Genomic DNA, 17,606 nt, shown 5'->3' with positions numbered 1-17,606 from the left:
GCCGGCGGCTCCGGGCGGCGCTAAGCGGCGCGTGGCGGCTCGAGGTGGCCCTGTCGCGACCCGTACTGGCTTCAGGTGCTCAGGCACGCATGCTGCTTGGTTCTTCGTTCAAGACCTGGGAGCGCAACATGTCACGCATGATCTGGAAAGGCGCGATCAGTTTCGGCCTCGTGCACGTGCCGGTGCAGCTGTTTCCGGCGACGCGTTCGGAGAACGTGAGCTTTCATCTGCTCGACAAGCGGTCCATGGACCCGGTGGGCTACCGGCAGATCAACAAGCGCACCGGCAAGGACGTGCCGCGCGAGCAGATCGTGCGCGGCTACGAGTACGAAAAGGAAAAGTACGTCGTGCTTTCCGACGACGAGATCCGCGCGGCGAACCCCGAATCCACGCAGACCGTCGACATCCTCGCCTTCGTGGATGCCCCCGCCATCTCGTTCCTCTATCTCGAAACGCCGTACTTCCTCGCGCCGGACCGCAAGGGCGAGAAGGTCTACGCGCTGCTGCGCGAAGCCTTGAAGGCGTCGGGCAAGATCGGTGTGGCGAGCGTGGTCATGCACAACAAGCAGCATCTCGCGGCGCTCGTGCCGCTCGGGCCCGTGCTCGCGCTCAACACGCTGCGCTGGGCCGACGAGATCCGGCCCGTGAGCGAACTCACGCTGCCGCCCGAAGACGCGAAGAAGGCCGGCGTGACGGCCCGCGAGCTGGACATGGCGAAAAAGCTGATCGACGACATGAGCGAGGACTGGAACCCCGAGCGCTATCACGACACGTTCCGCGACGACGTGCTCGAAGTCGTCGAGCGCAAGATCCGCGAAGGCAAGACCGAAGAGATCGAAACGCCGGAAGAGCCGCGGCCGCGGCGTAGCGCCGACATCCTGGATCTTTCGGAGCTGCTGCGGCGCAGCCTCGGGCGCGGTAAGGGCCGAGGGAGCGGGCGAGCCGCGCACGACGAAGAGCCGGACGACGACCCGTCGGGCGGCGAAGCATCGGAGGACGGCAAGCGCGGCAAATCGCGTAGCCGTGCGCGCGACGACGGCGCAGGCACGACAACCCGTGCGACAAACGGCACGACTGCGCGAAGCAGCCACGCCGCCGCGCGCGGCACGGGCCGCACAACGGCGCGCTCGACCTCGCGCGGCACAGGCCGCAAAACCAGCGAGACCGCGCGCAAGGAAACGCCGCACAGAAAGCGGCACGCGGCCTGATGGCGCGAGGCGCAGCAGCAGGTGGAGGCAAACGCACAAGCAAAGGCAAACGGGCATGGCCGGCAAACTCGACACCTATCAGCGCAAACGCCGCTTCGATGCCACGCCGGAGCCCTCCGGCGCGCCGAAGCGTGCCGCTCGCGGTACGCGCGGTACAGGTACAGGAAAGACCGCCGCCACTGCGCGCGCGAAGCGGCGCGGCAACGGCCATGCGCTGTCCTACGTGATCCAGGAGCACGACGCGCGGCGGCTTCACTACGATTTCCGGCTCGAGCTGGACGGCACGCTCAAGTCGTGGGCAATACCGAAGGGGCCGAGTCTCGATCCGTCGGTGAAGCGGCTGGCGGTTCATGTCGAAGACCATCCCATCGAATACGGCAGCTTCGAGGGCGAGATTCCCGAAGGCAACTACGGCGCGGGCACGGTGCTCGTCTGGGACCGTGGCGTGTGGGAGCCCGCGGGCAGCGAAAAGGAGGCGCTCGAGTCTTACCGCGCGGGCAAGCTCAAGTTCAGGCTCGAAGGCGCGAAGCTGCACGGCGGCTGGACGCTCGTGCGAAGCGGTATGCGCGGCAGCGGCGACAAGGAGCAGTGGCTGCTCATCAAGGAGCACGACGAAGAGGCGCGCCGCACCGACGAGTACGACGTGCTCGCCGAACGGCCCGGCAGCGTGCTTTCGCCACGCGGTGCAGCGGCGGCGCGGCCTGCGGGTGCCGCGGGCCCAGCCAGCACTGCGGGCGCGGCACGCCGCAACAGCGCAGGCACCATCCGCCGATCAAAGCAGTCATCGAAGGCCGACCGCCCCGACATCGTTGCCACGCGCAACACCGAGTCGCTGCGCGAGCTTGCGCGCGAGCCCGGCATCGAAGGCGCGGTAAAGGCGGCGTTGCCGGCCACGCTCAAGCCGCAGCTCGCCACGCTCGTCGAATTCGCGCCGCCCGGCAACGACTGGGTCTATGAGATCAAGTTCGACGGCTATCGCGTACTCGCGCGCATCGACCATCACGCACGCAAAGAGCCGGTGCGCATTTTCACGCGCACCGGCAACGACTGGACCGCGAAGTTCAGCCGCCAGGCGCGCGCGTTCGAGCGGCTGGACCTCGAATGCGCGTGGCTCGATGGCGAGGCGGTGGTGCTAGACCGTCACGGCATGCCGGACTTCCAGGCGCTGCAGAACGCGTTCGACGCAAACCGTCCCCAGGACATCACGATCTTCGTGTTCGACGTGCCGTTTCTCAACGGCTACGACCTGCGCGGCGTGCCGCTCGTGCAGCGGCGCGCGATCCTGCGCGCACTCCTTGCCGACGTCGACGAGCGCACCCACGGGCTGCTGCGTTTTTCCGAGGACTTCGCGGTGAATCCCGACGAACTGCTGCAAGGCGCCTGCGCGAACGGACTCGAAGGCATCATCGCCAAGCGCGCCGAGAGCCATTACACGTCGGCGCGGGCGTCGTCGTGGATCAAGCTGAAGTGCCGGCAACGGCAGGAGTTCGTGATCGGCGGCTATACCGAGCCCGCGGGCAGCCGCGCGGCGTTCGGTTCGCTGCTGCTCGGCGTCTATGACGCGAAGGGCAAGCTCCAGTACGCGGGCCGGGTCGGCACGGGCTTCGACGCCGCCAGGCTGCGCGCCGTGAAGAAGGAACTCGACGCGCTCGAAACGCAGCGCATGGCGTTTGCGACCATGCCGCGCGAGCGCAGCAGCACGCCCGTGCACTGGGTGAAGCCCGAACTCGTCTGCGAGTGCAATTTCGCGCAGTGGACGGGCGACGGCCTCGTGCGCCAGGCCTCGTTCGTGAGCCTGCGCCGCGACAAGCCCGCGCGTCAGGTGAGCCGCGAAGCGCCGGTGCATGCGGCGGCATCCGCGGATGAACCGGCACAGGACCGTTCGAATGAGGAGGACACCATGCAGCAGACCGGGGAAACAGTGGGAAAGCCCTCCCGCTCGAAGAAGGCAGCACGTACTGCACCTGCTGCACGCGGTACGTCGTCGGCGGCATCGGGCGCATCCGCTGCGTCGAAAGCCCGCTCGCGCAGTGCATCGGCCGAGGTGGCGGGCGTCCGCATCTCGCATCCCGATCGGGTGATCGACCCCGACAGCGGCACGCGCAAGCTCGACCTCGTTCATTACTGGGAGTGGGTGGCGCCGTGGCTGCTGCCCCATCTGCAGGACCGGCCCGTTTCGCTCGTGCGCGCGCCCGACGACATTGGCGGCGAACTGTTCTTCCAGAAGCACGCGCAGAAGCTGGAGATTCCGCACATCACGCAGCACGCGGGCCTCGATCCGGGCCACGCGCCGCTCCTGACCATCGACAGCGTCGAGGCCCTCGTGGGCGCGGCGCAGATGGGCGTGATCGAGCTGCACACGTGGAACGCGCTCGTCACGGACATCGAGCGGCCCGAGCGCATGGTGTTCGATCTCGACCCCGACCCGGCACTCGGCTGGGACCGCATGATCGAAGCCGCGGAACTCACGCGAACGATCCTCACTGAACTGGGCCTCGAATCGTTTTGCAAGACGAGCGGCGGCAAGGGCTTGCATGTGGTCGTGCCGCTCACGCCGCGGGCCGGCTGGGACGAGGTGAAAGCCTTCTCGCAGGCTGTCGCGCAGCATATGGCCGCTACGCTGCCGGACCGGTTCAGCGCGAAGATGGGCCCGCAGAATCGCAAGCGCAAGATATTCGTGGACTACCTGCGCAACAACCGGGGGTCGAGCACCATCGCCGCGTATTCGGTGCGTGCGCGGCCGGGGCTCGGTGTCTCGGTGCCGATCACGTGGGACGAGGTTCCCGGCACCACGGCCGGCGACCAATGGACGATCGCGAATCTTCACGAGCGGCTGGACGCGTTGCGGCAGGACCCGTGGGCCGGTTATGCGAAGACGCGCCAGCGCATTACCGCGACCATGAAAAAACGGCTTGGCGTGAAGAACTGAAGCGCGCAGCCGCATACAACGGCATACATTGACGTATAGCGTCGTATAGCGACGTATGGCGACGTATAGCCCCGGGCACGCGAGCCGAGATCGGGGGAAGCGGACTGCCGTCAGCCGCGCTCGTGGCATGTGCCGCGCCCGGCGCACCATTCCATTCCAGCAAGGAGCCTCGGATGAAAGCTGTTGGTCTTTATCGTTATCTGCCCGTCGACCATCCCGAAGCACTCGTCGACGTGGACGTCCCCACGCCCGAGCCGCAAGGGCGCGATTTACTCGTGAAAGTCGAGGCGATCTCCGTCAATCCCGTGGACTACAAGGTGCGTGCACCGAAAGACACGGTGGAGAAAGCGCCGCGCATCCTAGGCTGGGACGCTGCGGGCACGGTGGCCGCCGTAGGCCCCGAGGTCGAACTCTTCAAGGTGGGCGACCCGGTGTTCTACGCGGGCAGCATCACGCGGCCGGGCGCGAACAGCGAATACCACGTCGTGGATGAACGCATCGTGGGCAGCAAGCCCGCCTCGCTCGACTTCACGCACGCCGCAGCTTTGCCGCTCACCGCGATCACGGCGTGGGAGGCATTGTTCGACCGGCTCGGCGTGTCGCCGGAAGGCGCCGATGCGGGCCGGTCCGTGCTGATCGTGGGCGGCGCCGGCGGCGTGGGCTCCATCGGCATCCAGCTCGCGAAACGGCTCGCGAAGCTCACGGTGATCGCCACGGCGTCGCGGCCCGAATCGGCGAAATGGGCGCGCGGGCTCGGCGCGGACCACATCGTCGACCACTACGGCGACATGCCCGCGCAGATGAAAGCGGCAGGCTTCGAACAGGTGGACTACGTGCTGCTCTTCAACGACACGGACGCCCACTTCCCGGCCGCCGCGCAGATCGTGAAGCCGCAGGGCGCCATCTGCACGATCGTCGAGAACGCGAAGCCCGTGCCGGTCGAACTGCTCAAGGCGAAGAGCGCGTCCTTTCACTGGGAGTTCATGTTCACGCGCTCCATGTTCGGCACGCCCGACATGATCGAACAGCACCGTCTGCTGGGCGAAGTCGCGCGCCTCGTGGATGCGGGCACGCTGCGCACCACCGTAGGCCAGCATCTGGGCACGATCAACGCGCAGAACGTGAGGCATGCGCATCAACTGCTGGAGGCGGGGCGCGCCATCGGGAAGGTCGTGCTGTCGGGGTTCTGAGCACGGCACATGGGCTCATGCGGGGCTCATGCGGGGTTCATGCGCGGGTCCGGGCGGCGGGGCCACGCGCAAAAAACGCGCGGCGACAAGCGGGGGAATACCTGAATCGGTGCGCGTCGCGGCCGTCGCAGGGTGGCGTTAGACTGGCAGGACACCCTAAGACTGGAAGGCAGCACCGCGCCGCATGCGTGGCCGTTTGAACGCGCGATGGCGCGGCGCCACAACAAGGAGGTGAGGTATGAGCTCCCGCCGTACACGCCGGGCCGTTGTTACCGCAGCCGTACTTGCCGTCGTTTCGGGAGGCGGATTCATGACGAAGGCCGAGGCCGCGCCGCCCGTCAAGGTGACGTCGCAGACGCCGCCCGACGGTCCCATCCAGTACACCGTCAAGGTCGTGTCGAAGGAGTTCGGCAACGCGCAGGAGACGCGCACGCTGCGGTCCGGCCAGACCGACGACTTCACGTGGAAGACCGTGCCGCCCGGCGGCTCCGTGAGCGTGAACAACCAATGCCCCGGCTACGCGGACCTGCCGCTCGACGCGAACGGGGCGCTGCTGCGTCAGACGCGGATTCGCCTTGCGCCCATCGTCGCGAGCGACGGCACGGCTACCGTGCAGTTGAGCTTCCAGGCGCAGGCGCCGCGCGGCAAGGCGACGGTGAAGAGCGGCGGCAAGACGCTGACCTGTCCGACCTTCGCAGCGACGAACCAGGTGCTGCGCTTCGCGATGCCCACCAATGGCACGGTGAAGACCGTCACGCTCACTGACGGCACGCAGGTCAGCGTGTCTGCCAAACGCTAGGCGCGGCCCGCCGTTCGCTCCACGAGCCGCGCCGCGAGAAAGCGGTGCTCGGCCGAGAACAGGTGCCGGTAGGTAAGCAGCACGGCGCCCACGGTACCGAGCGCCGACGACGCGGCGATCAGGAACATGATCACGATCTGGTAGCGCACGGCCTGCAGCGGCGATTGCCCCGCGAGCACCTGGCCCGTCATCATGCCGGGCAGGCTGACCACGCCCACCACGGCCATCTGGTTGAGCGTGGGAATCATGCCGGCCCGCACCGCCTGGCGCGCGGGCTCCTGCGCCGCTTCCCAACGCGTCGCGCCTAGTGCGAGCGCCATTTCGACGCGGTCGCGCCGGGCCGTGAGTTCTTCGGTCATGCGCTCCACGCCGAGCGACACACCGGTCAGCGTGTTGCCGAGAATCATGCCGAGTATCGGAATCGCGTATTGCGGCGCGTACCACGGCCGAATGCGAATCACGACGAAGAGCCCGACGGCCGCCACGAGCCACGAACTGACCCAAATCGAGACGATGCTGTCCGCGCGCTGGCCCGCATAGGTGCGCGAGCCGCGCTGCGCGCCCGCGAAGCCCGCGATCAGCGTCATCAGCGCCATCAACGGCAGCACGGCGTACCAGCGGTCGTACTGGAACACCCATCCGAGCACGTAGCCGATCGCGAGCAGCTGCACCACGGTGCGCACCGCGGCCCAGGCGAGCTTGCGTTCGAGATCGAGCTTGAGCAGCACCGACACCGCGCCGTTCACCACGATCAGCAACGCCGCGATGCCGACGTCGACGAGGCTGAGGTTTTGCAGACTCGTGTTCATCGCGGGGACTCCTTCGGAATGGTCGGATCGGGCTGCGTCGCGGGTTGCTTGCCTTCGTGCCGGGGCCGGGTTTCTGGCGGCGCCGTGGCCGCGGCGGCGGGCGCTTCTGCGTTCGCGTCCGTTTCTGCGTTCGCGTCCATTCCGCCGAGCACGCCGGCGCGCATCGTGAGATGCCGGTTGCTGACGCGTTGCGCCTGGGCGGGATCGTGCGAGACCCAGATCGCGGCGCGTTGGGTCGTACCGCTGTCGCAGGCCTCGAACCATGCGAGCACGAGCGATTCGATGGCGCGCGACGACTCGGGGTCGAGCGACGCCGTGGGTTCGTCGAGCAGCAGCACTTGCGGTTCGAGTTGCAGCACGCGCACGAGCGCCGCAATCTGCGCTTCGCCGCCGGAGAGTTCGCTTGCTCGCCGCGCGAGGAAGTCGTCGCCGCGTCCCGCCGCGCGCACGAGTGCCGCGGCGCGCTCGCGGTCGAACGAAACGTCGCGGTAGACGCGCAGCGCATACGGATAGCGCAGGTTGTCTTCCACGGTGCCGTCCAGCATGGCGGGGCGCTGGCGGATGTAGGCGACGTTGCGCCGGTAGCGCGGCATCGCCTCGCGCGAGACGGGTTGGCCGTGCCACCACACGTCGCCGCCATCGAGCGGATCGAGCAGGGCGAGCGCGCGCAGCAGCACGCTCTTGCCCGAACCGGAGGGACCGGTGACGGCGGCGCGGTCGCCCGCATGCAGCGCGAGGCTGGCGGCGTGGAGCAGCAGCTGGCCGCGCTCGGCATCGCGGCGCACGATGGCGCGGGCTTCGAGAAGGGGCGTATCGGTCATGGGCGCGGTTATTCGGGGACCTGCGGCGCGGCGGCACCGCTCGCGTGGTTTCTTCGTCCGTGGCCGGATGGCTTCGCGGGCGGCCCGCACGAGGCCGGGCCGCGGTTTGCGGGGCATGCCGCGCTGCGGCATCATACGGAGCCTTCGGGGCGTGAAAGCGGACTGGCCGCTGCGGCGGGCACGGACCCTGCTGCCGCCCTTATAAACGGTCAAAAACACAACGGAGCAGGCATGACGCCGGAGCAGACCCCCGCGCGCACTCCCGGCCGACGCGTCGGCAAGATCATCGCATGGCTCGTAGCGCTCGTCGCTGTCCTCGTCGCCGTGGTCGCTGTGGTATTTCTCACGTTCGACTGGAACCGCGCCCGCCCCTGGGTGGACGACAAGGTGAGCCAGGCGATCGGCCGCACCTTGCGCATCGAAGGCGACCTCAAGCTGGGCTGGCGACATCCGGTGGGCGAGACCGGCTGGCGCGCATGGGTGCCGTGGCCGCGCTTTTCGGCGGCGCACATCACCGTGGCCAATCCCGACTGGGCGAAGACGCGCTACTTCGCGACGCTCGACGAGATCGACTTCGAGGTCGAGCTGCTGCCGCTCCTCGCACATCGCATCGTGGTGCCGGTGATCAACCTCGTGAATCCGTCCGTCGATCTGGAGCGTACCCAGGACGACCGCAACAACTGGACCTTCAAGCTGCCGTCGTCGAGCGGGCCGTCCACCTGGAAGCTGGATCTGCACGATGTCGCGTTCGCCAAAGGCTATGTCGCGTATGCGGACCAGAAAACGAAGGCCGACGTGCAACTGACCGTGGACACGCTGGGCCAGGCGATTCCGATCGGCGACGTGATGGCGGCGCAGGAAAATGCGTCGCGCAACGCGTCGGCGCAGATGGTGGGCAAAGCGGGCGCGGCGCGGCTGGCGGCCCAGGCGAAGGCAATCGAGGCGTCGGAGGCTGTCGAGGCTTCGGGGGCTTCCGGCGCTCCAGGGGCTTCTGGCGCTTCGGTTCCGGGCGCGACCGCGGCCGCTTCCGGTTCGCGGACGGCGGCTGCGTCGGCTCCGGGCACGCCAGGTTCGGTCAGTTCGGGGTCGGCGGCCAAGGCTCCGGTGGCCTCGGCGAGCGCGGCAGCGTCGGCGAGCGCGATCGCCTCGGCGGGCAGCGGCTCCGCCAGTTCAAGCAGCGCCGGCAGTTCAAGCAGCACCGCCAGTTCAAGCAGCACCGCCAGTTCAAGCAGCACCGCCAGTGCAAGCGAAGCCGGCCGCGCTACTGCCACGCCTGCCGCCGCACCGCTCTACGCCATCGGCTGGACGCTGAAGGGCACCTACAACCACGCGCCCGTCTCCGGCACCGGCAAGCTGGGCGGCATACTCGCGCTGCAAGACGCGAATCGCCCGTTCCCCGTGCAGGCCGACGTACGCGCGGGCGACACGCACATTGCGCTCGTGGGCACGATCACCGATCCCGCGCACCTCGCGGCCGTCGATCTGCGCCTGTGGCTGCAAGGCGCAAGCATGGCGCATCTCTACACGCTCACCGGCATCACGTTGCCCGAGACGCCGCCTTACGCGACGGATGGCCGGCTCGTCGGCCAGTTCAAGCGCGACGGCAACGTGTTCCGCTACGAGAATTTCACGGGCCGCGTGGGCGGCAGCGATCTCAACGGCACGCTGGCGTGGTTCCAGCGTCAGCCGCGGCCGCTGCTGCAAGGCCAGCTGGTGTCGAACCTGCTGCAGTTCTCCGACCTCGCGCCGATCATCGGCGCCGATACCAACGCGAGCAAGCGCAAGCGCGGCGACGTCTCGAAGCAGCCGGCGGACCGCGTGATTCCCGTCGAGGCATTTCGCACCGACCGCTGGAAGGCCATTGACGCGGACGTGACGCTCACGGGCCGGCGCATCATCAAGAACGCGAACCTGCCGATCACGGACCTCTACACGCACGTGCTGCTGCGCGACGGCGCGCTCTCGCTACAGCCGCTGCGCTTCGGCGTGGCGGGCGGCACGCTGGATTCGAATATCGACCTCGACGGCAGCGGCGTGCCGCTCAAGGGGCGTTTCGCCACCGCGGCGCGTCACCTGAAGCTCAAACAGCTGTTTCCGGGCGTGAAGTCGATGCAATCGGCGCTCGGCGAGATCAACGGCGACGCGTCGCTCACGGCCACCGGCAATTCGCCCGCCGCGCTTGCCGCCACCTCGAATGGCGAGGTGAAGGCGCTCGTGACGCAGGGCACCATCAGCCTGCTGCTCATGGAAGCGGCGGGGCTCAACGTGGCGAACGTGGTCTATGAAAAGCTCTTCGGCACGCGCGACGTGAAGATCAACTGCGCCGCCGCGGATTTCGTCGCGACCGACGGCGTGCTCGACTCGCGCGTGTTCGCACTCGATACCGAGGACGCGGTGATCAACATCGACGGCAAGGTGAATCTTCACGACGAGTCGATGGATCTCCACATTCATCCCCATACAAAGGGCTTTCGTGTGTTCTCGCTGCGCTCGCCGCTCTACGTGAAAGGCACGTTCAAAGACCCGCACGTCGGCGTGGACGCCGCCGCGCTCGCGTTGCGCGGCGGGGCGATGGTGGGGCTCGGGTTGCTCAATCCGTTCGCAGCGCTGATTCCGCTCATCGCCCCAAGCAACAACCAGCCGTTGCCGTGCGCCAATCTGCTCGCGCAGATGCGACAGCAGCCCACGGCTCCGCCGCCGGGACAGAAGGAGAAGGCGCCGCGTCTACCGCCGGCGGGCACGGGCGCGCACGCGCCAGGTGGTGCGGCCTCGCGATAGCAGGCCGGACCAGCAGGGCTTACCCAGGATTTAGCTGGAAGTGTTCAAGCGACGCCCGGGCCTGTTATGAACTGACCAGGCCCGGCGCAGCAGACCCTAGCGCAGCGAGCGCGGCGTGGCGTCGCCCGCCGCGTCCTGGCGCCGCGCGCCACGACGGGCGGCGAGCCCTGCGCGCGTAGCGCCGAACTCGGGCAGAATCCGCCCGCGAGCGCGGCTCGCAAAGACAAGGAAGCCGAAACCGTCGGCCTCATACCAATAGCCACCGTTCTCGAGACCGTCGAGCGGCTGCTCGAGGGCATTCGCAATGGATTCGATACAGCGGCGGCGCAACTCCGCGGTGGCCGGGTAGGGCGGCTGCGCGCCGCGCACGCTGCACAACAGCACGTCGAGTCCGGGGAGGACATGCGCATAGAGCACGGGCTCGTCCTGAGCGCGCGCACGCGCGATCTTCGTGTCGAGCTGGCCGAACGGTTTGAAATGCGTGAGTACGGCGAGAAAGGACTCGTCGCTGTCCGCCTTCACGCGCTTACGCTTCTTCGGGAAGGACATAAACATTCGCCTGAAAAGGAATTGCAACAAACGCAGCGTTCTCATGCGACCACTCCCGGCCTCGCGCGCCGCACGTCGATCTTTTATAGCATACGAAAATGCCGGATTCACGATGATTCGACCAACTGTCCGACTCATGTGCACCGCACGTCTCATGCCGGACCGCGCGCCGCGCTGCAGGCGTCTCCGGACTTCTGTCTGTAGCCATAATATAGACCGGCATGCCCGCGCAGTGCATGCAGGCCCCATAAAAAAGGCCGTCTTGCACGCGGTTAGTGTGTGCCTTATGTGCGCTGGCGCTTGCAGGGCGGGTCGTTGAAATATCTGCCGTTCAACAGGATAATGGGCCGCTTCCGTACATGCGAAGTTCCCGCCCTCGCGGTGCGCCTGTCTATCCGTTCGGGCGCGGCCCGCAGCGTCGCGCATGTCGTGCAGAAGTGCACAAGAGCATAAGAGCCGCGAGCGCACGATTCGGCAACCTGGACGCCTATCGATGAAACTGTTCACCAAGGGTCTGCTGCTGATCGCCGTGCCGAGCGCCGTCGAACTGGCGCTGTTGGGGTTCGTGTTCGGCACCCAGGAAGAGGCCATGCAGGCCGCGAAAGGCGCCGCGGACAGCCAGCAGGTTCTCTGGCAGGCCACCACGCTCGCCCAGCCGCTGTTGCGCGAGGCGGCGCGCGTGCGCACAGGCGTGGTGCTGGGCGACCCGTCTTTCATCGACCGGCGCGCCATCTGGGCCGACTTCTCGGACCGTCTCGGCCAGCTCGAACATCTCGTGGCCAACCAGCCGGAACAGGTAGCACGCGTGCACCGCATGCGCGCTGCGGCAGAGGCCTGGCGTACCGAGGTGTCGGGCGTGGCGAGCGCGCTTTACGAAGGGCGCACCATCGGCCCTTATGCCGACGCCCAGAACGATGCGCTGCCGCCGCAAATCCAGCTCGTGCGCACACAGCTTGACGATTTCATTACCGAAGAGCGGCGCCGCGATTCGGAGAGCCGTGCATCGCTCGCGCTCACGCGCACGCGCCAGCAGGCCGCGCTGATTGCTGCCGTGGTGGGATCCATGCTGATCTGGGCGGGTTCCGCGTTCGTGTTCGCGCGCAACATCGGCAGGCGGCTCGCGGTGCTCACGGCCAATGCCGGGCGGCTCGGCAACAGCCAGCCGCTCACCGCGCCGCTGTCGGGCAACGACGAGATCGCGGCACTCGACACCGTGTTGCACGACACCAGCGCGCGGCTGCGCGGCGCCGAGCGCGAGCAGACCGAACTCAAGGCGCAGCTCGAAGCGCGCGCGGCCGAACTCGCGCGCCTGAACGAGCATCTGCGCCAGGAGACGCAAGACAACGAGATGTTCATTTACAGCGTCTCGCACGACCTGCGCTCGCCGCTCGTGAACCTGCAAGGGTTTTCGAACGAACTGCAGGTCTCGTGCGACGACCTGCGCACCACGGTGGAAACGGCGCGACTGCCCGCACCCGAACACGAGCGCCTCGCCGAAGTGCTGGACGGCGACATCCGCGAGTCGCTGCAGTTCGTGCGGCACGCGGTGAGCCGGGCGGCGGCCATCATCGACGCGCTCCTGCGCATTTCGCGCGCGGGGCGCGTGGAGTATCACTGGCAGCGCGTGAGCATAGGCCGTGTGATGGCGCGTATCGTGGACGGCCTGGAAGGGACGCTCGCCGGGCGCGGTGTCTCCATAGCGGTGCGCGAATTGCCGCCGGCATGGGGCGACCCGGCGGCGATCGAACAGGTGTTCGGCCAGTTGACCGGCAACGCGCTGCGCTATCTCGACCCCGCGCGGCCGGGCCGCATCGAGGTGGGCGCGCTCGACCCCGAACCGGAAGAGCCCGTCGACGAACACGATCCGGCCGCCGTGCCGCGCCCTCGCATGCGCACCTACTATGTGCGCGACAATGGCGTGGGCATTCCCGCGGGCTCGCTGCCGGGCATGTTTCGCGCGTTCTCGCGTCTGCGCACCGACACGGCCGAAGGCGAGGGCATCGGCCTTGCCATCGTGCGGCGCACCGTGGAGCGGCACGGCGGGCGGGCGTGGGTCGAATCGGTGGAAGGCGCCGGGTCCACGTTCTTCTTCACGCTGCCCGAGCAGCCCTTGCGTGCACCATGAAGCCAACCCCAGAGCGCACCGGACAACCAACCGCGAAGCAAACCACCCAGCCCACCATGCCGACATCTCACGTCCGCCTCGCCACGCGCCACGCGCGCCTCTCCTTCCGGAGCCAACCATGACACAAGGAGAGACCGTCAGCATCGTGCTCGTCGAAGACGACGACGGCCATGCGACGCTCGTCGAACGCAACCTGCGCCGCTCGGGCATTTCGAACGGCTTTCTGCGCCTTCGGGACGGCGCCGAAGCGCTCGACTACTTCTTCGGCGATCCGGCCGCGCACGCGGAGCGCGCCTGGCCTGCGCGCGATCAGCTCACGAACGTCGTGGTGCTGCTCGACCTGCGCATGCCGCGCGTGGACGGCTTCGAGGTGCTGCGCCGGCTGAAGGCGTCGCCGGAAACGGCCGCGGTGCCCGTGATCGTGCTCACCACCACCGACGACCCGCGCGAGATCGAACGCTGCTACGAACTGGGCTGCAACGTCTACATCACGAAGCCCGTCGAATATGACGCGTTCATCGAGGCGGTACGGCGGCTCGGCTTCTTCCTTCAGGTCGTGAAGCTGCCGCAGGGCCAACGGTTCGCTTCACATGGATGACGACGCGGCAGGCGCCGCACTCCGGGGAACCGCTACGAACGAACGCTTTTTCACAACACACGCCGCCGCTTCCACCAGCATGACCGACCGCGCTACGCCTGCCGCCTACATTCTCGTCGTCGATGACGACGAAGGCATTCTCCGTCTTGCCCGCAAGTCGTTGATGCGGGCCGGCGTGCGCGTGGCGACCTGCACGGGCGCCGCGAGCGCACGCGAACTGATCGCCGCCGAGGCGCCCGATCTGCTCGTGCTCGACTATCAGCTCGACGGCCCCGAAACCGGGCTCGATTTCTTCCGCCGCCTGCGCGCCGAAGACGTGCGCATTCCGGCCATTCTCGTCACCGGTTTCACCGACGAGTCGCGCGTGATCCAGGCGCTGCGCGCGGGCGTCTCCGACGTGGTGCCGAAGTCGGGCGACTATCTCGACTATCTGCCCGAAGCGGTGGAGCGCGTGCTCGCGCAGATTCGCCTGCAACGCGCGTCGGCCGAAGCGCTCCTGTTGCTCGATCGCGAAGAGCACTACCGCACGCTTTCCGAGGCGCTGCCGCACCTCGTGCTCACGTGTCGCTCAGATGGCCGCTGCGATTTCATCTCGAAGCAGTGGGTGGAGTACACGGGCCTCGACGAAACGCGTTCGCTGGGCCTTGGCTGGCTCGACGCCGTGCACGCCGACGACCGCGAAGAGGTGCGCCGCACCTGGCTCGCGGCGGTGTCGGGCGGCGCGACGGGTTACTACCACCACGAAATGCGGATCCGGCGCCACGACGGCGCGTACCGCTGGTTCGACGTGCGCATCGTCGCCGTGCGCGATCCGCGCGGCGGCGTGAACAAGTGGTTCGGCAGTTGCACGGACATCCAGCCTCAGCGCGAGGCGATCGAGGAACGCGAACGGCTGCTCGCCTCGGAGCAGGCGGCGAGACAGGCGGCCGAAGACGCCAATCGCGCGAAGGACCGCTTTCTCGCCATGCTGTCGCACGAACTGCGCACGCCGCTCACGCCGGTGCTGGCCGGCACGCGCGTGCTCGACATGATTGTCGATCTGCCCGAGCAGGCGCGCGCGAGCGTGCGGATGATCCGCCGCAATATCGAACTGGAAGCGCGCCTGATCGACGATCTGCTCGATCTCACGCGCGTGGCCAACGGCAAGCTGAGCCTCACGCTGGAAACGGTGGACGTGCACGAGGTGATCGACAGCGTGCTCGAACTCTTTCGCAGCGAGATTCAGGTCAAGCAGCAGGACGTGCACATCGACACGGCGGCGCGCCATCACTACGTGCGCGCCGACCGCGCGCGCCTGCAGCAGATGCTATGGAACCTCGTGCGCAACGCCGCCAAATTCACGCCCGACGGCGGACACATCTACGTGCGCACGCGCGACGAAGGTTCGCAGATCCAGATCTCGGTGGAAGACACCGGCATCGGCATTGCGCCCGAGCAGATCGGCAAGCTGTTCAATGCGTTCGAGCAGGGCAGCCACAACATGACGCGTCAGTTCGGCGGCCTGGGGCTGGGCCTCGCGATCACGAAGGCACTCACCGACGCCCATGGCGGCCACGTGAGCGCGAAGAGTCCGGGCGTGCATTGCGGCGCGACCTTCACGATCGTGCTGCCTGTCTGCGAGCCGCCGCAGGCTGAGCCGGCGGCGCCCGTGTCGGCCGTATCCATGGCCGCGTGCACGTTGACGATCCTGATGATCGAAGATCACGAGGACACGGCCGAGGTCATGGCGCAGCTTGTGCGCAGCCTTGGTCATGACGTGACGGTGGTGAGCCTCGTGGCCGATGCGTTGGCGGCGGCCCAGAGCATCGAGTTCGATCTCGTGATCAGCGACGTGGGTTTGCCGGACGGTACAGGCCTCGATTTCATCCGCGCTTTCCGCGAGCATTCGGCGGTGCCGGCCGTTGCACTGACCGGCTTCGGCACCGACGAGGACGTGCGCCGCAGCATCGAAGCCGGTTTCACCTGGCATCTCACCAAGCCGGTGAATTTCGCGCAGCTCGAACAGCTGATCGAGAGCGCGGCGAGGCAGAAGGCCGAACCGCCGGGGGCGACGCCACCACTCGAGCAGACGGCGCGCGACGTCGATCTGGGCCTATAGCGCTCGATAGCCCTTCGTTGCTCTGCCGGCGCAAACCGCGAGCAGAGCAATATGCCGGCAGGTATCAGCGCGGCTGGCTCTTCAGCGTGTCGCGAATCTCGCGAAGCAGCAGCACGTCTTCGGGCGTGGGCGCCGGCGCGGCGGGTGCGGCTTCTGCGGGCTGGCGCAGCTTGTTGATGAACTTCACCATCAGAAAGATGATGAACGCGAGGATGAGGAAGTTGATCACGGCCGTGATGAACGAGCCGTAGCCGAACACGGCCACGCCCGCTGTCTGCAGATCTTTATACGAATCGGGGTTGCCCTTGAACGAGGGCGGAATGGTGCCGAGCCGGACGAACTGGTTCGAGAAATCGAGGCCGCCGGTGACAACGCCAATGACCGGCATGATCAGGTCCTTGACGACCGAATTCACGATGGTGGAAAACGCGCCGCCGATGATGACGCCGACCGCCAGATCCATCACGTTGCCCTTGACGGCGAATTCCTTGAATTCCTTGATCATGCCCATGGGGCGGACCTCCTTGAAGTTATTGATTGGGTAGCGCGGCATTAAAGCACGCCGTTCGGCCAATGATAGTCAACGTCTTACCGTGAGGGTAGCGATTCGCGCTGCGAGGCGAGGCTCATGCCCTCAAGCCGGTTTCGTGCCTGCATGTACGCCCGCACCCGCCACCGCGCGGCCGATGTGCACGACGAAGCTCGCCGGATCGATGTTGGTGCCGCACAGAAGCACGCCCACGCGCTTGCCCTGAACCGTCTCGCGCAGCGGTCCGACGAGCGCCGCCGTGGCGGCCGCGCAGGCTGGCTCGACGGCGAGCTTGAGCTGGTTGAAGAGCAGCAGCATGGCCGCGCGCAAGGCATCGTCGGAAACGGTCACGATGCGGTCCACGTGGCGGCGGCACAGTTCGTAGCTGTATTGCTCGGTGAACGGCGCCATCAGCGAGTCGGCAATGCTCTCCACATGGCTCATCTTCACCGTGTGATTGGCCGCGAAGCTGCGGCTCATCACGTCGGCGCCTTCAGGCTCCACGCCGTACACGTGCACGCGCGGATTAGCGAGGCGCAGCGCCGTGGCCACGCCGGCAGCGAGCCCGCCGCCGCCTATGGGCACGATCACGGCGTCGAGGTCGGGCGTCTGCGTGGCCCATTCGTAGCCGAGCGTCGCAGTGCCGAGCACCGTGCGATAGCCGTTGAACGGATGCACGTAGTAGCGGCCTTCTTCTGCCTCGACCTGGCGCACGGTTTCGAAGGCTTCTGCCGGGCTGCCGGCCATGACGATCTCGGCCTTGTACTGGCGGCACAGCGCCACGCGCGCAGGATTGGCCGAATGAAACAGCACGACCTTTGCGCCGATGCCGAGCCGCATGGCCGCATAGGCCACGGCCACCGCATGATTGCCGCCCGACACGCAGGTCACGCCCGCGCTGCGCTGAGAGCTGTCGAGCGCGAGCATGTTCGTGAACGCGCCGCGCGCCTTGAAGCTGCCGCCCGCCTGCAACAGTTCGAACTTGAAGTTGACGATGGTGTCTTCGAGCGACGGAAAGTCGTGGCGCTCGAACACCGGCGTTCGCACCACCCACGGCGTGAGCGCGAAGTGCTGCGTGGCGATGTCGTCGAGCGTGGGAATCGGCTCGCCGTCTATCGTATGGTCGGTGTGCTGCGGGGTGGCGGTGGACATGGCGCGCGGGCGTCGGCGTGA

13 protein-coding genes are annotated in these 17,606 nt (G+C 67.4%); 8 read left to right on the top strand and 5 right to left on the bottom strand.

The annotated features are described in order from the left end of the window. Positions 1 to 128 precede the first annotated feature (128 nt). The 4 genes from ku to PKKP23_RS14025 all read left to right on the top strand — a co-directional run bounded on the left by ku (position 129) and on the right by PKKP23_RS14025 (position 6,126). The gene (ku, locus tag PKKP23_RS14040) at positions 129 to 1,208 is read left to right on the top strand and encodes a non-homologous end joining protein Ku (protein WP_126877341.1); all 1,080 of its coding nucleotides are present in this window, start codon (positions 129 to 131) and stop codon (positions 1,206 to 1,208) included. Between the two features lie 55 nt (positions 1,209 to 1,263). Then, a complete protein-coding gene (gene ligD / locus PKKP23_RS14035) occupies positions 1,264 to 4,137 on the top strand; it encodes a DNA ligase D (protein WP_126877340.1) in 2,874 nt (957 codons plus the stop codon). A 173-nt stretch (positions 4,138 to 4,310) separates the two neighbouring features. Next, entirely contained in the window at positions 4,311 to 5,327 is a 1,017-nt protein-coding gene (locus tag PKKP23_RS14030; RefSeq protein WP_126877339.1) for a zinc-binding alcohol dehydrogenase family protein, read from the top strand. A 238-nt stretch (positions 5,328 to 5,565) separates the two neighbouring features. Next, positions 5,566 to 6,126: a DUF6013 family protein gene (locus tag PKKP23_RS14025; protein WP_026121239.1), complete on the top strand. Its 561-nt coding sequence runs from the start codon at positions 5,566 to 5,568 to the stop codon at positions 6,124 to 6,126. On the opposite strand, the gene PKKP23_RS14020 is transcribed toward PKKP23_RS14025, so the two are convergent. Both PKKP23_RS14020 and PKKP23_RS14015 read right to left on the bottom strand, forming a co-directional pair. Beyond that, the gene (locus PKKP23_RS14020; RefSeq protein WP_126877338.1) at positions 6,123 to 6,935 is read right to left on the bottom strand and encodes an ABC transporter permease; all 813 of its coding nucleotides are present in this window, start codon (positions 6,933 to 6,935) and stop codon (positions 6,123 to 6,125) included. The two genes, PKKP23_RS14025 and PKKP23_RS14020, sit on opposite strands and share 4 nt — an antisense overlap. Next, entirely contained in the window at positions 6,932 to 7,756 is an 825-nt protein-coding gene (locus PKKP23_RS14015) for an ABC transporter ATP-binding protein (RefSeq protein ID WP_126877337.1), read from the bottom strand. Before PKKP23_RS14015 ends, PKKP23_RS14020 begins: the two co-directional genes overlap by 4 nt. A 231-nt stretch (positions 7,757 to 7,987) precedes the next feature. Here PKKP23_RS14015 and PKKP23_RS14010 point away from each other — a divergent pair, with 231 nt between their 5' ends. Then, on the top strand, positions 7,988 to 10,534 hold the full coding sequence (locus PKKP23_RS14010; protein WP_126877336.1) for an AsmA family protein: 2,547 nt from the start codon (positions 7,988 to 7,990) through the stop codon (positions 10,532 to 10,534). 96 nt (positions 10,535 to 10,630) lie between these two features. Here the strand turns inward: PKKP23_RS14010 and PKKP23_RS14005 are convergent, their stop codons facing one another. Beyond that, the gene (locus tag PKKP23_RS14005; protein ID WP_026121240.1) at positions 10,631 to 11,128 is read right to left on the bottom strand and encodes a hypothetical protein; all 498 of its coding nucleotides are present in this window, start codon (positions 11,126 to 11,128) and stop codon (positions 10,631 to 10,633) included. A gap of 448 nt (positions 11,129 to 11,576) precedes the next feature. Between PKKP23_RS14005 and PKKP23_RS14000 the strand changes: the two genes are divergently transcribed. The 3 genes from PKKP23_RS14000 (at position 11,577) to PKKP23_RS13990 (ending at position 15,904) form a co-directional block, all read left to right on the top strand. Further along, a complete protein-coding gene (locus tag PKKP23_RS14000) occupies positions 11,577 to 13,208 on the top strand; it encodes a sensor histidine kinase (RefSeq protein ID WP_126877335.1) in 1,632 nt (543 codons plus the stop codon). Between the two features lie 118 nt (positions 13,209 to 13,326). After that, entirely contained in the window at positions 13,327 to 13,806 is a 480-nt protein-coding gene (locus PKKP23_RS13995; RefSeq protein ID WP_017773783.1) for a response regulator, read from the top strand. Positions 13,807 to 13,885: 79 nt separating this feature from the next. Continuing rightward, positions 13,886 to 15,904: a hybrid sensor histidine kinase/response regulator gene (locus tag PKKP23_RS13990; protein WP_051061961.1), complete on the top strand. Its 2,019-nt coding sequence runs from the start codon at positions 13,886 to 13,888 to the stop codon at positions 15,902 to 15,904. A 64-nt stretch (positions 15,905 to 15,968) separates the two neighbouring features. Here the strand turns inward: PKKP23_RS13990 and mscL are convergent, their stop codons facing one another. Continuing rightward, entirely contained in the window at positions 15,969 to 16,415 is a 447-nt protein-coding gene (gene mscL / locus PKKP23_RS13985; RefSeq protein WP_017773785.1) for a large conductance mechanosensitive channel protein MscL, read from the bottom strand. Positions 16,416 to 16,538: 123 nt separating this feature from the next. Further along, entirely contained in the window at positions 16,539 to 17,585 is a 1,047-nt protein-coding gene (locus tag PKKP23_RS13980; RefSeq protein WP_126877334.1) for a threonine/serine dehydratase family protein, read from the bottom strand. Positions 17,586 to 17,606 lie beyond the last annotated feature (21 nt).

The organism is Paraburkholderia kururiensis JCM 10599 = LMG 19447 (genome assembly GCF_003986935.1).
In the GTDB taxonomy this organism is placed as follows: Bacteria; Pseudomonadota; Gammaproteobacteria; order Burkholderiales; family Burkholderiaceae; genus Paraburkholderia; species Paraburkholderia kururiensis.
This window is presented reverse-complemented; position numbering and strand designations above follow the sequence as displayed.

What these genes read in the sequence shown, in the direction of transcription:
- PKKP23_RS13990 (WP_051061961.1), top strand. Translation starts at nt 13,886, where the DNA reads ATGACCGACCGCGCTACGCCTGCCGCCTACATTCTCGTCGTCGATGAC.
- PKKP23_RS14020 (WP_126877338.1), bottom strand. Translation starts at nt 6,935, where the DNA reads ATGAACACGAGTCTGCAAAACCTCAGCCTCGTCGACGTCGGCATCGCG.
- PKKP23_RS14030 (WP_126877339.1), top strand. Translation starts at nt 4,311, where the DNA reads ATGAAAGCTGTTGGTCTTTATCGTTATCTGCCCGTCGACCATCCCGAA.
- mscL (WP_017773785.1), bottom strand. Translation starts at nt 16,415, where the DNA reads ATGGGCATGATCAAGGAATTCAAGGAATTCGCCGTCAAGGGCAACGTG.
- ku (WP_126877341.1), top strand. Translation starts at nt 129, where the DNA reads ATGTCACGCATGATCTGGAAAGGCGCGATCAGTTTCGGCCTCGTGCAC.
- PKKP23_RS13980 (WP_126877334.1), bottom strand. Translation starts at nt 17,585, where the DNA reads ATGTCCACCGCCACCCCGCAGCACACCGACCATACGATAGACGGCGAG.
- ligD (WP_126877340.1), top strand. Translation starts at nt 1,264, where the DNA reads ATGGCCGGCAAACTCGACACCTATCAGCGCAAACGCCGCTTCGATGCC.
- PKKP23_RS13995 (WP_017773783.1), top strand. Translation starts at nt 13,327, where the DNA reads ATGACACAAGGAGAGACCGTCAGCATCGTGCTCGTCGAAGACGACGAC.
- PKKP23_RS14015 (WP_126877337.1), bottom strand. Translation starts at nt 7,756, where the DNA reads ATGACCGATACGCCCCTTCTCGAAGCCCGCGCCATCGTGCGCCGCGAT.
- PKKP23_RS14000 (WP_126877335.1), top strand. Translation starts at nt 11,577, where the DNA reads ATGAAACTGTTCACCAAGGGTCTGCTGCTGATCGCCGTGCCGAGCGCC.
- PKKP23_RS14025 (WP_026121239.1), top strand. Translation starts at nt 5,566, where the DNA reads ATGAGCTCCCGCCGTACACGCCGGGCCGTTGTTACCGCAGCCGTACTT.
- PKKP23_RS14005 (WP_026121240.1), bottom strand. Translation starts at nt 11,128, where the DNA reads ATGAGAACGCTGCGTTTGTTGCAATTCCTTTTCAGGCGAATGTTTATG.
- PKKP23_RS14010 (WP_126877336.1), top strand. Translation starts at nt 7,988, where the DNA reads ATGACGCCGGAGCAGACCCCCGCGCGCACTCCCGGCCGACGCGTCGGC.